General features: G+C 75.2%; 15 protein-coding genes. 5 read left to right on the top strand and 10 right to left on the bottom strand.

Going from position 1 to position 13,096, the window contains the following annotated elements:
* Positions 1 to 77 precede the first annotated feature (77 nt).
* The gene (locus ACSMX9_RS16710; RefSeq protein ID WP_445394902.1) at positions 78 to 443 is read right to left on the bottom strand and encodes an SH3 domain-containing protein; all 366 of its coding nucleotides are present in this window, start codon (positions 441 to 443) and stop codon (positions 78 to 80) included.
* A 228-nt stretch (positions 444 to 671) separates the two neighbouring features.
* Between ACSMX9_RS16710 and ACSMX9_RS16715 the strand changes: the two genes are divergently transcribed.
* Positions 672 to 1,289, top strand: a complete 618-nt coding sequence (locus ACSMX9_RS16715) for an HAD-IA family hydrolase (RefSeq protein WP_445394903.1) — start codon at positions 672 to 674, stop codon at positions 1,287 to 1,289.
* Between the two features lie 298 nt (positions 1,290 to 1,587).
* Here the strand turns inward: ACSMX9_RS16715 and ACSMX9_RS16720 are convergent, their stop codons facing one another.
* The 7 genes from ACSMX9_RS16720 to ACSMX9_RS16750 form a co-directional block, all read right to left on the bottom strand.
* Positions 1,588 to 2,001 carry a hypothetical protein gene (locus ACSMX9_RS16720; protein ID WP_445394904.1) on the bottom strand — a complete coding sequence of 138 codons (414 nt, stop codon included), beginning with the start codon at positions 1,999 to 2,001 and terminating at the stop codon, positions 1,588 to 1,590.
* 34 nt (positions 2,002 to 2,035) lie between these two features.
* Positions 2,036 to 3,553 (bottom strand): PTS transporter subunit EIIC, encoded by a 1,518-nt coding sequence (locus ACSMX9_RS16725; RefSeq protein WP_445394905.1) that lies wholly within the window; start codon positions 3,551 to 3,553, stop codon positions 2,036 to 2,038.
* A 59-nt stretch (positions 3,554 to 3,612) separates the two neighbouring features.
* Positions 3,613 to 4,575, bottom strand: coding sequence for an N-acetylmuramic acid 6-phosphate etherase (gene murQ, locus ACSMX9_RS16730; RefSeq protein WP_445394906.1), 963 nt, complete (start codon positions 4,573 to 4,575; stop codon positions 3,613 to 3,615).
* Positions 4,576 to 4,655: 80 nt separating this feature from the next.
* Positions 4,656 to 5,621 (bottom strand): MurR/RpiR family transcriptional regulator, encoded by a 966-nt coding sequence (locus ACSMX9_RS16735; RefSeq protein WP_366117237.1) that lies wholly within the window; start codon positions 5,619 to 5,621, stop codon positions 4,656 to 4,658.
* Positions 5,622 to 5,771: 150 nt separating this feature from the next.
* Positions 5,772 to 6,038, bottom strand: a complete 267-nt coding sequence (locus ACSMX9_RS16740; RefSeq protein ID WP_445394907.1) for a DUF4031 domain-containing protein — start codon at positions 6,036 to 6,038, stop codon at positions 5,772 to 5,774.
* A 10-nt stretch (positions 6,039 to 6,048) separates the two neighbouring features.
* Complete coding sequence (locus ACSMX9_RS16745) at positions 6,049 to 6,420, bottom strand: hypothetical protein (RefSeq protein WP_445394908.1); 372 nt, start codon at positions 6,418 to 6,420, stop codon at positions 6,049 to 6,051.
* A gap of 69 nt (positions 6,421 to 6,489) precedes the next feature.
* Positions 6,490 to 7,326, bottom strand: coding sequence for an SDR family NAD(P)-dependent oxidoreductase (locus tag ACSMX9_RS16750; RefSeq protein ID WP_445394909.1), 837 nt, complete (start codon positions 7,324 to 7,326; stop codon positions 6,490 to 6,492).
* 87 nt (positions 7,327 to 7,413) lie between these two features.
* Here ACSMX9_RS16750 and ACSMX9_RS16755 point away from each other — a divergent pair, with 87 nt between their 5' ends.
* The 3 genes from ACSMX9_RS16755 (at position 7,414) to ACSMX9_RS16765 (ending at position 9,760) form a co-directional block, all read left to right on the top strand.
* On the top strand, positions 7,414 to 7,986 hold the full coding sequence (locus tag ACSMX9_RS16755) for a TetR/AcrR family transcriptional regulator (protein ID WP_351241534.1): 573 nt from the start codon (positions 7,414 to 7,416) through the stop codon (positions 7,984 to 7,986).
* Between the two features lie 152 nt (positions 7,987 to 8,138).
* On the top strand, positions 8,139 to 8,717 hold the full coding sequence (locus ACSMX9_RS16760) for an EF-hand domain-containing protein (protein ID WP_445394910.1): 579 nt from the start codon (positions 8,139 to 8,141) through the stop codon (positions 8,715 to 8,717).
* Positions 8,714 to 9,760: a terpene synthase family protein gene (locus tag ACSMX9_RS16765; RefSeq protein ID WP_445394911.1), complete on the top strand. Its 1,047-nt coding sequence runs from the start codon at positions 8,714 to 8,716 to the stop codon at positions 9,758 to 9,760. Before ACSMX9_RS16760 ends, ACSMX9_RS16765 begins: the two co-directional genes overlap by 4 nt.
* Positions 9,761 to 9,785: 25 nt before the next feature.
* Here the strand turns inward: ACSMX9_RS16765 and ACSMX9_RS16770 are convergent, their stop codons facing one another.
* Together ACSMX9_RS16770 and ACSMX9_RS16775 are read right to left on the bottom strand one after the other, a co-directional pair.
* Complete coding sequence (locus ACSMX9_RS16770; protein ID WP_351241596.1) at positions 9,786 to 11,021, bottom strand: Cmx/CmrA family chloramphenicol efflux MFS transporter; 1,236 nt, start codon at positions 11,019 to 11,021, stop codon at positions 9,786 to 9,788.
* Between the two features lie 242 nt (positions 11,022 to 11,263).
* A complete protein-coding gene (locus tag ACSMX9_RS16775) occupies positions 11,264 to 11,962 on the bottom strand; it encodes an HD domain-containing protein (protein ID WP_445394912.1) in 699 nt (232 codons plus the stop codon).
* A gap of 435 nt (positions 11,963 to 12,397) precedes the next feature.
* On the opposite strand from ACSMX9_RS16775, the gene ACSMX9_RS16780 reads away from it, so the two are divergent.
* Entirely contained in the window at positions 12,398 to 13,096 is a 699-nt protein-coding gene (locus tag ACSMX9_RS16780) for a copper homeostasis protein CutC (RefSeq protein WP_445394913.1), read from the top strand.

Raw genomic sequence — 13,096 nt, forward strand, 5'->3', positions numbered from 1 at the left:
CGGCGCGCGCACGGCCGGGGCCGAGCGGGCGGAGCGGTGGGCGGCGGGCAAGGTCCCGGTGCGGGCGGTGCCGCCGGCTAGCACCTGCCGGGGTCGCTCGACGGGCCGCCGTGTTCCTGAACGATGTATCCACGCACCCCGGTCGTGTTGTTGGTGATGCGCCACCAGTACGTTTCCAGGGGACCGGGGGTGCCGCAGTGCACGGTGATGCGGTGGCTGCGGTACCCGAGCCCCCGCACCGTGGCGTTGAGCCGCGGTGCGTTGCGGATGTTCACGCCGTCGGAGTAGAACCGGCCCGGGAGCGCGCGGGCGTCCGAGGAGGCGGCCTGCGCGGTGGGGGAGGACACGAGCACCGCGGGCGCGACGAGAACTGCGGCGAGCAGGGTCCGGGACGCACGGCGGGCCAAGGAGTTCCCGGATTTCTTGCGTGACTTCCCAGACATCACCTTTCTCCATTCGTTCCTGATGCTTCTCCGGGTGGGTGTTCACGGATGATGGTCGGGGCTCCTCCGCCACCGGTCAAGGCAAGAAGCTGGCCAAGCTGGGGTGCCGGAGATTCTCACTTGATCGTGAATCCGGAACGCATGACCCTTTTCCGCGGGGCCGCACGGGTATTGCTGTGATCGGTGTTCGCCCTTCGCTGAGCGTCCGTGCAAGGATTCGGGCATCGCATGCGGAAATCTCGTACCCGAAGGTCGGTACGGAGCGCCGCGCCCCGCACGGACCCGCCCGAGGTGATCTCCTCCTTCGAGGACCGGGAACGCCTCCGTCGAGGCACCTTCCTCCGGGCCTGGGCCGACCCGCGGGGCCAGGAACTCTTCCGGAGGCTCGAACTCGGACAGATCGCCCAGACCGAATGGAACGCCGGGTTCGCGGCCCTGCTCGGCGTGGTGCCGGACGACCTGATGGCCCGGTACCTCCACGACGCGTTCCCCGCGTACGGCATGCTCGGAGTGGCGCGTCAGGCCCGGGCCGCCGGGATCAGGACCGCGGTGCTGTCCAACAGCCTCGGGCGGGAGCCGTACGACCCCTACGCGGGGTTCGACCTGGCGGGCACCTTCGACGAGGTGGTCCTCTCCGCTGACCACGGTCTGCGCAAACCCGACCCCGCCGTTCTCCGCCTGGTGCTCGACAAGCTCGGCGTGCCGGCCGAACGGTGCCTGCTCGTCGACGACAGCGAGGAGAACCTCGCCGCGGCCCATCGGATGGGCATCACCCCGTTGCTGGCCCTGGACGACCAGGTGGCGGCCAAGCGCCTGCGTCGGTTGCTCGGGCTACCCGAGGTGTAGGAACTCGCGTACCGCAGCGTGCGAGGCGTGCGGCGCCAACCTCGCGCGGAGTGCCTTCAGTTCGGATGCCGAGCGGACCGAGTCGCCTGCGGCGTCCGAGCCGCCCCGGGGTGACGCACCGACGCCCGCCCGCGCCCATGCCTGCCTGCTCGCGACCGCGGAGGGCGGGGGCCGGGAGGTCGTGGGCCCGGACCACCCCTCACGGGGCCGGCACGAACTCGCCCTCGGCGACGCCGTGCGCTGGCCCCTCCGCGTCTGACGCCGTACGCGGTTCTCCCTCGCTCTCGATCCCCCGGACTCACCCCGGACAAGGCGCCGTTCGGGCCGACAGGCCGGTGTAGCGGGCGCTGGGGCGGGGGTCGGTGCGGGTGACGCGGAGGCAGACCCGGGCGTCCTCGGTGGAGACCTGGTAGAGGTGCGGGGCGCGGGCGTCCTCCCGGGAGGTGTCGTGCGGGGCGTCGACCCGGACCACGAACACCTCGTCGTCGGGGCCTCTGCCGGTGTCGCCGACGCGGTGTTCGATGGCGTCGCCGTAGTTGAGGACGTAGGGGTGCGGGCCCTTGTTGAGGTTGTCCGTCACCTCGGCCACCGCGGAGCGCAACGCCGCGCCGTCCCACTGGGGTTCGCGCCCGGCCCACCAGGCGCCGGCCGTGACGGCCGCCACGCCCACCAGGGCCGTTGCCGCGATCAACCCCCGTCGTCGGTTCGTCATCCTGCCATTGTGCCGGGCGACGCCCCGGCGGACGTCAGACGGGGGCCGGCTCCCGGCCGGTCCGGGCCTCGGGGGCCGGTTCCGCGTTGAGTTCGGCGAGGGCGCTGCGGGTGAGGCCGAAGAAGTAGGTGGCCAGGAAGCCGACGGCGTAGCCGGCGAGCAGCCCCCCGGTGTACACGGCGAGGGTGGTGCCGAAGCCCCGGTTGCCCTGGACGAGCGGGAACAGCGCCCAGCCGGAGGGGCCGATCGCGGTGGAGCCGACCTTGGTGCCGAGCATCGAGAACAGTCCGACCACCGCGCCGCCCGCGGCGCCGCCCGCGCAGGCCGTGACGAAGGGTCGGCCCAGCGGCAACGACACCCCGTAGATGAGGGGTTCGCCGACGCCCAGCACTCCGGCGGGGAGCGCGGAGCGGATGGTGGCCCGGATCGTCCGGTTGCCGCGCAGTCGGACGAACACCGCCACCGCCGCGCCCACTTGGCCGGCCCCGGCCATGGCCAGGACCGGCAACAGCACAGTGTAGCCCTGCTGTTCGATGAGGGTGGTGTGCAGCGGGATCAACGCCTGGTGCAGCCCCAGCATCACCAGCGGCAGGAAGAGTCCGCCGAGGACCAGCCCGGCGAAGACCCCGGTGTGGACGAGCAGCCAGTCCGCGCCGACCCCGATCGCCCGGGCGGCCCGTCCCGCCGGGTACATCAGCGCGTACACCGTGACCAGTCCGGTCAGCAGCAGGGTCAGGGTGGGCGTGACGATCACGTCGAGGGCTTCGGGGACCCAACGGCGGCACCACTTCTCGATCACGGTGGCGAGCAGCGCCGCGCCGAGCGCGCCGAGCACCCCGCCCTGGCCGGGGACGAGCGGTTGGCCCAGCACGCTGATCGCGTCGACGCCGGGGTAGACGACGACCGCGGCGACGGCCCCGCCGATGACCGGCGTGCCGCCGAACTCGCGCGCGGTGTTCAGGCCGACGAACACCGCGATCAGCGCCATGAAGGCGGAGGCGAGCGCGCCGAGCACCGGGGTCAGGCCCGGGAGGAGGCCCGCGTTGACGAGGAGGCCGTTGAGTCCGGCGAGCATGCCGCAGCCGATGAGTGCGGGGATCAGCGGGACGAACACCGCCGCGACGCGCCGCAGCAGGAGCTTTCCGCGGGTGGCGTTGCGCCGGGCGCGGTCCGCGCGCAGGGCCGCGCCCCGGGCGGCGAGGTCCTCGGCGGTGACGGGGGCGGTGACGGCGGTGGCCGGGGCGGGGGCGCCCGGGGTGCGGGCGAGGAGCGCGTCGAGGGCGCGGGTCACCCGGGCGGCGCGGCCGGGGCCCAGCACGATCTGGTAGGCATCGCCGTCCTCCACCACCCCGAGGACGGCCGGGTGGGCCCGGACCTCGGCGTCCCGGACCCGGGCCCGGTCGTGGAGGACGAGCCGGAGCCGGGTCATGCAGTGGGTGGCGGAGGCGATGTTGTCGGGGCCGCCGACCAGGGCGAGGAGGGTGTCGGCGGTGGCCCGGTGGGGGGCGTCGGCGGCGGGTTCGGGCGGTTCGGGGGGCGGGGTGGTGGCCATGGGGACCTCGCTGTCGGGGTGGGGCCCGGGAGGGTGGGGGCGGTGGCTCCGCCGCCGGTTCAGCCGGCTGCGGCCAGGGCTTCGCGCAGCTGGCCGCGGGCGGTGTGCAGGAGCCGGTCGGCGGTGGGGGCGTCGACGCCGGCCAGGATGATCAGGATGGCGTTCTTGACCTCGCCGCCGGCCGCCTCCAGGGCGGCCTCGACGGCGGTGTCGTCGGCGCCGGTGGCGAGGGTGACGATGCGCCGGGAGCGGGCGTGCAGCTTCTCGTTGGAGGCGCGGACGTCGACCATCAGGTTCCCGTAGGTCTTGCCGAGCCGGATCATGGTGATCGTCGAGATCATGTTGAGGACGAGCTTCTGGGCGGTGCCGGACTTGAGTCGGGTGGAGCCGGTGAGGAACTCGGGGCCGACGACCACCTCGATCCCGTGGTCCGCGGCGGCGGCCAGCTCGCTGTGCGCGTTGCAGGACAGACCCACGGTCAGCGCCCCGTACCGCGTGCGGGCGTGCTCGACGGCGCCGACCGCGTACGGGGTGCGGCCGGAGGCGGAGACGCCGACGACGGAGTCGTCGGCGGTGAGGACGAGCGCGTCCAGGTCGGCGGCGGCGAGTTCCCGGGAGTCCTCGGCGCCCTCGGCGGCGTCCACCATCGCGGCGGCGCCGCCGGCCAGCACCCCGACCACCTGCCCGGGACGGGTGTTGAAGGTGGGCCCGCACTCGCTGGCGTCCAGGACGCCGAGCCGTCCGGCGGTGCCGGCGCCCGCGTAGACCAGGCGCCCCCCACGGGCCATGCGGGCGGCGATGGCGTCGAGGGCCGCGGTGATCTCCGGCAGCCGCTCGGCGACGGCGGCGGCGACCCGGCGGTCTTCGGCGTTCATCAGCCGGGCGATCTCCGCGGTGGGCAACAGGTCGACCTCGGCCAGCTCCGGGCGGTGCGCCTCGGTGGTGAGGGCGGCGAGCCGGGTGCGCAGCTCCGGGGCCGGGTCGGGTGTGTTCTCGGTGGTGCGGGTGGTGGAGGTGGGCATGGCGGGCTCTTTCCGGGGCGGACGGGGACGGGTGGCAGGGGGCGGGTGCGCCGGCCGGTCGGACCGGCGCACCCGACGGGTCAGCGGCGCGGGCGCGGGGCGCGGTGGGTGCGCCGATGGGCCAGGGCTTCGTAGGAGGCGGCGAGGGCGGGGCCGGCCCGGTCGTAGGTGCGCTGCGCGACTCCGACGAACAGGCAGTCGACGACCAGGAGTTGACTGGTGCGGGACGACATCGCGGCGGGTCTCAGTTCGCTCTCGCGGGCCGCGGAGGTGGTGAGGACGTGGTCGGCGTACTGGGTGACGGGTCCGTCCGGGAGGCCGGTCATCGCGAGGGTGGTGGCCCCGCGCTCGAACGCGACCCGCAGGGGTTCGATCACGTCGAGGGTGGAGCCGGAGTCGGTGATCGCGACGGCCACGTCGCCGGGGCCGAGTTGGACCGCGTTGGTGACCGCGAGGTGGGGGTCGTGGTGGGCGTGGGCGACGACCCCGATCCGCAGCAGCTTCTGGGCCAGGTCCTGGCCGACCAGCCCGGAGGCGCCGATCCCGTACACGTCGACGCGGCCCGCGGCGGCGAGCGCGGTGACCGCGGCGCCGAGTTGCTGGACGTCGAGGGTGGCGGCGGTGTCGGCGAGGGTCTGGCTCTCCTCGTGGGCGAGCTTGGCGACCACGTCGGTCAGCGGGTCGTCGACGTGGATGGTGGCGGTGACCGCGGGGGCCCGGCCGGACTCCTGGTGGGCGGCGAGCCCGGCCAGGGCCAGCCGCAGGTCCCGGTAGCCGGGGTAGCCGAGGAGGCGGGCGGTGCGGACCACGGTGGCCTCGCTGGTGCCGGTGCGCTCGGCGAGTCCGGTGACCGTCAGGGCGGCGCAGCCGGCCGGGTCGGCGGCGACCGCTTCGGCGACCCGCTGCATGGAGCGGGTCAGGGTGGGGGCGAGGGCGCGGACCCGGGAGGCGAGGGCGGCGGGTGGCACGGGGTGCGGTGCCGGCGTGGTGGGGGCGGGGAGCGTGGGGGGCGGGGGGGTGGAAGTTTCCTTCACTATGTCCGTCACGACGGAAAGGTATTTTCCCGTACGGGGGACGGTCAAGGGTTCGGCCGCCGCCCGGGTGACGTTCCGCCGCGGCCGGTACGCGGAGCGTGCCCATGTCGGGGTCATGTCATGCGCGCCGGCGTGGGCGCCCCTGTGCGGGGGCGCGGGCACTCAGACGCGCCGGTGCTTGGGCCGGCGCAGACCGGCCTCCGTGAGCCGGCGCAGCAACTCCTTGGAGCCGACCTCCACCGCGCCCGCCCGCACCGCGTCCGGATGGCGGTGGGCGGGCAGGTCGTAGTGGTCCCGGTCGAAGGCGTGCGTCGGGACGCCGATCCGCTCGGCGAAGGCGTGCAGCTCCTCGAAGGACTCGTCGCTGACCAGATGGGACCAGAGCCGGCCGTGTCCGGGCCAGGTCGGCGGGTCGATGTACAGGGTCACCGGCCGGGGCTCACGGACCGGCCGTGCCGGGCAGCCGCCCCAGCGAACCCACCGGGGCCACCGAGACGCCCGCCTCGCTGCACACCCAGTGCGGGTCGGCGCCCAGCTCGGGTTCCACGTCCAGGGCGTGCGGCTCGCCGGAGGCGCACACCGGGCAGAGCGGCCACCGCCCGTACCGCTCCAGCAGCGCGTCCTGCACGTCCTGGGCGACCAGCCCGGTCAGGTACGCGGCGCCTTCCGGCCACTGCTCGGCCCACCAGCGACGGTGCGTCACCGAGTCCTCCACCAGCGAGACCACGTCCGCTTCGGCGACGTTCCTCGCGGCCAGGTCGGCCATCACCAGCGCCTGCGCCGCGTGCAGCGCCTGTTCGATTCCGGACATGTTCTCCACCCTGCCATTGTGCGCCCCGCCGCGGGTGCGGGGTGAACCGGCGGCTGCGGGGCGGGGGCGTCACAGGGTGGCCTCGACCAGGGCCGTCAGCCGTGCGCACTCCTCGGCCTCGCGGGGACCGGCGGCGAGCGGGCGCCGGGTGCCGCCGCGGTACGCCGCCCGCCCCGGAGCGGGGTCGTCGAGGAGCCGGACGAGCGGGCGGACGGCGGTGGCCGGGCGCTGCCCCAGCAGCCCCCCGAGGACGGTGACGCCGAGCCTGGCGGCCGTGCCGAACTCGCCGGCGAAGCCGGAGCGGACCAGCCGGGCGGGGCCCCAGGTCACATAGGCGAGGTCGGGATCGAGCCCGGTGGCGAGGACGCCGAGGAGTTCGTTGGCCCTCCGTTGCTGGGCGTTGGACCGGGCGAAGGTGAACCCCGTGGCCATCCCCGGGTCCTCGAAGTCGATCGCGTCGGGGCGGGCCCCGGGGACCGCAGCGTTCACGACCACCGGCCGGGCCGCCGCTGCCAGGACCGGGGCGACCCCGGTGACCAGCAGGTACTTGCTCAGGAAGAACAGCGCCCAGGAGGCTTCGTGGCCCTCGGGCGTCAGATGCCGGCGTCGGCGGACGAAGGACGCGGCCAGCACCAGGGCGTCGATCCGCGGGTGCCGCTCCGTCAGCCGGCCGACCGTGCGGCGGGCCTCGGCGACCGAGGACAGGTCGGCGGCGAGGAACTCGGCCCGAACCGCCACGGGCGGCCCGGCGTCGCCCCCGCCCGTGGCGGACGCCTTCGCCACCAGCGCCTCGAACTTGGCGCGGTCCCTGCCGATCGCCACGACCCGGTCACCCGCCCTCAGGTAGTGGTGGGCCAGGGCCGCGCCCATCCCGTCGGCGCCTCCCGTGATCACGATCGTGCGCACGTGGACCGCCTCCCCTTTTCCGGAACACCTGTTCCGGTAACGATTAACCTAAGAGGAACACCTGTTCCGGATTGATAGGGTCGCGGCATGGCACAGGACCGCAGACAGCGGCGCGACGCCGCCGCCAACCGGGAACGCATCCTGACCGCGGCCGGCGAGGCGTTCCGCCGGGCGGGGATGGCGGTGGACATGCGGGCCGTCGCCACGGCCGCCGGGGTGGGCGTCGGCACCCTCTACCGGCACTTCCCCACCCGCGAACACCTCGTGCACGCCGTGACGGGCGCCGACCTCGCGGCGCTGGCCCGGGTCGCCCTGCCCGCCGGAGCCACCTCGATCGACGCCCTGCGCACCTACTTCACCGCGATGCTCACCGCCCTCGCCGGCAACCGGGCGATGGTCGACGTGCTTGCCGCCGGACCGCCGACCGGCGCCGACCTCGAACGGTGCCGCGCCCATCTGACCGCGATCGGTCGGGACGCCGTCGAACGGTCCCGGACGGACGGCGCCCTCGCCCCGGACGTGACCGCCGAGGACGTCGCCCACCAGTTCCTCGGCCTCGTCCGGATCGTGCAACTGCTGCCGGACGCCGGACCGGTCCCCGTCGCGCACCAGGTGGACCTCGCGCTGCGGGCACTCGCCGCCCCCGGGCCCTGGAGCTGACGCAAGGGTCCCGTGGTGCGTTCACTCATCAGTGGGGCGGATGTTGACAGCCCGGTGCGACGTCCCTAAGCAGAAAGGGGAGTCGACATCCGCGCGGCACCGGAACGGACGTTCCGGGGGCGGTGCCCGAGCGCGGGGAAACGGAACCTGCCATGGACGCGGGACGCCTGCTGGCCAACAAGCTCGACTGGTCGTACCTCCACATCGACGCCGACCGCAACGGCCTGATCGAGCGCCAGGACCTGCTCGGACTCGCCGCCCACCTGCTCCTCACCTACGCGGAACCCTCGTCCACCCCGAAGGGTCAGGCCCTGATGGGCGCCTTCGACCGGTTCTGGGACACCCTCTCCGCCCACTGCGACACCGACCGCGACGGCCGGATCACCCCGAGCGAGTACCGGGACGGGATGCGGGCCGCCTACGTCGACGGCGACCGGTTCGACGCGATCTTCCACCCCGCCGCCACGGCCCTGGCGCTCGTCGCCGACACCGACGGGGACGGCGGGATCGACCGGCCCGAGTTCCTGGCGATGGAAGCCGTGCTCGGGGTGTCGCAGGCCGAGGGGCGCACCGCGTTCGAGCGTCTGGACACCAACGCGGACGGCGCGCTGGACGTCCCGGAGTACCTCACCGCGGTCCGCGAGTACTACACCAGCCCCGACCCCGACGCCCCCGGCAACTGGCTGTACGGGGCCACCTTCCGGTTCCCGTTCCCCGCGGCACCGCGGTGACGGGCCCCTTCCCGCAGGCCCCGCCCGGGCCGGGGTCCGCGACGGCCCCCGGGCCGGGCGCCCGGCCCGCGCTGTCCACGGCCACCCGCTGGCTGTCCGCCCCGTACCGCCGCCACCGGCACGCCGCCGAGCTGGAACGGCTGGCCCGGCAGTGGGCCGCCGGGAGCGGGCTCGCCGTCGGCCCGGCGGCGGTCCGACTGCGCGCCCACGGCCTGGACCGGCTCGCCGCCGTCGTCCTGTCCGAGGAGCGGGACGAACAGGTCCTCCTCTACGCCCGCTGGCTGATCTGGGTGTTCCACCTCGACGACCACGTCGAGTCCCGCACCACCCCCGGGGCGGTCGAGGCCCTCTTCGGGGGGCTGCTGGACCGGATCGGACCGCCCGGCACCGTCGCCCCCGCGCCGCGCGGGGAAGCCGACGGGGACGGGCGGGCGGTGGCGGAGGCGCTGACCGACCTGTGGCGGCGGACCGGCCGGGGCATGAGCGACCACTGGCAGCAGCGGTTCCGCCGCCATCTGCGCCAGCAGCGCGCCGGCTGCCTGCGCGAGCACCTGCTGCGCGCCACCGGCACGGTGCCCACCCCGCAGGAGTACCCGCGGCTGCGCCGGTGGTCCAGCGGCCCGTGGCTCTACGACCTGCCCGAGGCGGTGCTCGGCGTCGAACTGCCGCCCGCCTTCGCCGCCACCGCCCTGTGGCGGGAGCTGACCTACCACGTCGGCGACGCCGCCAACGGGTGCAACGACCTGCTGTCCGCGGAGAAGGAGAGCGCCGGCCGGATCACCGTGAACCACCTGCTCGTCGCCCGCCACCGGAAGGGACTGACCGGGGCGGAGGCCGTGCGGTGGGTCACCGAACACGTCGTCGACCGCTTGGACCGGGCGGCGGAGCTGGGGCGGCGCACCCCGGCCGCCGCCCAGGACCTCGGCCTGTCGCCCGCCGCCGTCCGCGAGGTCAGCCGGGTCGTCTGCGCCACCCTCAACTTCCCTGCCGCCTACCTCACCTGGGCCCTGGGCTCGGCGCGCTACGCGCCCCCGCCCCCCTGACGCCCCCGCCGGGTCACGGGCCCGGTCACGGTGCCGTGGCCGCCCCGGCGCACCTCGGCTCGGCCCCGTCCAACGGCACCGCGCGCGGGGTGCCGGCGACGATGCGGGAGGAGGCGGTCCGCCGGTGCAGCCGGAGCGAGGCCGCCACCAGCCCGATCGCGGTGAGCAGCATCGCGGCGCCCGCCCATGCGGTCGCCGCGTAGCCCCAGCCGGCGTCGATCACGGTGCCGCCCAGCCAGGGGCCGCCCGTGTTGCCGATGTTGAACGCGGCGGTGGTGGTGGCCCCGGCGAGGGTCGGCGCGGCACCGGCCACGTTGAACATCCGGGCGTTCAACGCGGGGGCGGTGTAGAAGGCGGAGACGCCCAGCAGGAAGGAGAGGGCGACGGCCGCCACCGCCCACTGGCCCAGCAACGCCAGCGCGGTCAGCAGCACCGTCGAGGCGGCGGTGCCCGACAGCATCACCCCGAACAGGTGGGCGTCCGCGAACCGGCCGCCGAGCAGGGTCCCGATCAGCGCCCCCAGCCCGAACAGGCCGAGCACGACGGGCACCCAGCCCTCGGTGAGGCCGGCCACGTCGGTCAGCAACGGGGCGAGGTAGCTGAACGCGCAGAACACGCCGCCCGCGGCGAGCGCGGTCACCGCGATGGCCAGCCACACCTGACGATCGCGGTAGATGCGCAGCTCGCCGCGGAGCCGCGGCCGCTCGGCGGGCACCGGAATGCGCGGGATCAGGGTGAGGACGCCCACCAGCGCCACCACCGAGGCCAGGCCGACCGCCCAGAACGCGGACCGCCACCCCAAATGCTCGCCGAGGAACGCGCCGGCCGGGACGCCCAGGACGTTGGCGATCGACAGCCCGCCGATCATCACGGCCATGGCCCGGGCCCGCGCGGTGACCGGCACCATCGCGATGGCGACCGCGGCCCCCAGCGCCCAGAACCCGGCGCACGCCAGCGCGCTCACCACCCGCGAGGCGAACAGCACCTCGTAGTTCGGGGCGAGCGCACCGGCCACCTGGCCGAGCCCGAAGGTGGTCAGCAGCGCCACCAGCGTGGCCTTGCGCGGCAATCGGAGGGTCGCCACGGCGAGCAGCGGCGCGCCCACCACCATGCCCACCGCGAACGCGGAGATCAGCAGCCCGGCCTGGGGGATGGTGACGCCCATGTCGCGGGCGATCGGCGGCAGCAGCCCCGACAGCATGAACTCGCTGGTGCCGAGCGCGAAGACGGACAGCCCGAGGATGTGGACCGCCAACGGCATGCGGGTGGCGGAGCGGGGGTCGGCGGGGGACGGGGGCCGGGTCGAGGGGGCCTGGGAGGGGCTCGCGGCGTGCTCCGGGACGTGGGGTATCGGCTCAGGCATGTTCGGTGACAACGGGTCCGCGACGGATGGGCATTCCCGCATCCGGTGTGTTTCCGGTCGCATCCGGCGTTCTCCGCGGACGCCACGAAGCGGGCCGCCGGCGGACCCGGCCCCCGGCGGCACGGCCGGGGCGGCGCCGGTCAGGCGCGCCGGGCGGGCGGAGCGGCGAGTTCCGCGAGCTCGGCGGTCAGGTTGCGGCGTGCCGCGGCCTCCCAGTGCCGGGCGCCGTGGGGCGTGCCGTAGAGCCGGGGGAGGGCCAGCAGCCGGCGCAGGACCTCGGCCCGACCGGTCCGGAACGCCGGATCGGGCACGAAGTGGTACTCGGCGCGGACGGCCTCCGCGTAGGCCCGGTACCGGGCGGGGGTGCCGGCGAGGACGGCCAGGTCGGCGTCGCACAGCACCGCGCCGTTGCGGTCGCCGTCCCGCACCGCGTGGTCGGCGGTCAGCCGCACCAGTCGGACCACCTCGTCGATCGCGGACGGGTCGAGCCCCAGCTCGGCGAGCGCCCGCTCGGCGAGCCGGGCGCTGCGCTCCTCGTTCTCGGAGCGGTCGGGCCGGTACACCGCGTCGTGGAACCAGGCGGCGAGCCGGACGAGCGCGGGCTCGGCGGCGTGTGCGGCCAGGGTGTCGACGTGCTCCAGCACCGCGCTCAGATGGGCGACGGTGTGGTACGCCCGGGGCTCCTCGCTCCAGCGCCGCAGCAACTCCGCGCCGTACGCCCGGACGCCGGGGTCGGTCGCCGCCGCGGGGGTGCCGGTGGCCTCCCGCACGGCCTCGCCCCAGCGCGCCAGGAGTGCCTCGTCCCGTTCCGGGCCCGGGCCCGCGTCCACCGCCGTCATGTCCTCATTGTCGCCGGGCCGCCGCGGGCCGGGCGCGTGGGGGAGGCGGCCGGTTCGGTGCGGGGTCCGGAGGGGCCCGGGCGGTGGCGCCTCGGCCACAACGGGGCCCGGGCCGGTTCCGGCACGGATCGGGCCGCGGTGCCGGCGCACGCCGCTGGCCAGCGGGTTTGCCGCTGAACGGGAAGGAAAGGGCGTACCGTGGGCGGCGGCATCCCGCCACCATGGCCACTTCCACCCGCTTTGCGGGGCGGGCCGTCTGTTGGTGAAAGCCCTTGCGGCGTAGGCTGGCAATGGACTAGACCTGTTGAGCTACTCGTTGGTACGCGCACGCGTCACGCGGTGCTCCGGCGGGCAGCGGCGGCAGCGAGTCCGCCGACGTACACCGCAGCAGGCTCCGGGAGCCCCCGGGCCGACCGCCGAGAGATGGGGTCCCCCATGAGCAAGCGTGCACTCCTGGAGGTGATCGCCCTCGATGCGAGGGACGCCGTCGCCGCCCGGGCCGGAGGCGCGGACCGCTTGGAACTCGTCGCCGACATGGCCGCGGACGGGCTGACCCCGTCCCGCGAGACCTTCGCGGCGATCCGGGACGCCGTCGACATCCCCCTACGGGTCATGCTCCGCCTCAGCGACGGCTTCGCCGCCGGTGACGCCCGGTCCATCGAGGCGCTCGCCGAAGCCGCCCGCGACCTGCGCGCCGAAGGCGCGGACGAGTTCGTCCTGGGCTTCCTCACCGACACCGACGAGGCCGACCTGTACGCCGTCGAGGCGCTCGCCGCCGAACTGGCCGGCTGTCGCTGGACCTTCCACCGCGCCATCGACCGCGCCGCCGACCGGGACGCCCTGCGCAAGCAACTCGCCGACCTGCCGGGTCTGGACACCTACCTCACCGCCGGCTCCGCCGCCGGCGTCGGGGACGGCCTGGGCACCCTCCTCGCCGAGGCCGCCCGCAGCGGCGAGCCCGGCTACGAGCAGCAGATCCTGGTGGGCGGCGGACTGCACCTGGAACACCTCCCCGCCCTGCGCGCCGGCGGGATCGACGGCTTCCACATCGGCGGCGCCTCCCGCCCCGAAGGCTGGGACGGCCCCGTCTCCGCGGACGCCGTCCGCCGGTGGCGGCTCGCCCTCGACGGCTGA

Source organism: Streptomyces sp. LE64 (assembly GCF_052606915.1).

Bases quoted from the DNA above. Each gene is read 5' to 3' on its own strand.
- ACSMX9_RS16775 (WP_445394912.1), bottom strand. From the start codon at position 11,962: ATGACGGCGGTGGACGCGGGCCCGGGCCCGGAACGGGACGAGGCACTC.
- ACSMX9_RS16770 (WP_351241596.1), bottom strand. From the start codon at position 11,021: ATGCCGTTGGCGGTCCACATCCTCGGGCTGTCCGTCTTCGCGCTCGGC.
- ACSMX9_RS16715 (WP_445394903.1), top strand. From the start codon at position 672: ATGCGGAAATCTCGTACCCGAAGGTCGGTACGGAGCGCCGCGCCCCGC.
- ACSMX9_RS16745 (WP_445394908.1), bottom strand. From the start codon at position 6,420: ATGTCCGGAATCGAACAGGCGCTGCACGCGGCGCAGGCGCTGGTGATG.
- ACSMX9_RS16780 (WP_445394913.1), top strand. From the start codon at position 12,398: ATGAGCAAGCGTGCACTCCTGGAGGTGATCGCCCTCGATGCGAGGGAC.
- murQ (WP_445394906.1), bottom strand. From the start codon at position 4,575: ATGCCCACCTCCACCACCCGCACCACCGAGAACACACCCGACCCGGCC.
- ACSMX9_RS16755 (WP_351241534.1), top strand. From the start codon at position 7,414: ATGGCACAGGACCGCAGACAGCGGCGCGACGCCGCCGCCAACCGGGAA.
- ACSMX9_RS16725 (WP_445394905.1), bottom strand. From the start codon at position 3,553: ATGGCCACCACCCCGCCCCCCGAACCGCCCGAACCCGCCGCCGACGCC.
- ACSMX9_RS16760 (WP_445394910.1), top strand. From the start codon at position 8,139: ATGGACGCGGGACGCCTGCTGGCCAACAAGCTCGACTGGTCGTACCTC.
- ACSMX9_RS16710 (WP_445394902.1), bottom strand. From the start codon at position 443: ATGTCTGGGAAGTCACGCAAGAAATCCGGGAACTCCTTGGCCCGCCGT.
- ACSMX9_RS16720 (WP_445394904.1), bottom strand. From the start codon at position 2,001: ATGACGAACCGACGACGGGGGTTGATCGCGGCAACGGCCCTGGTGGGC.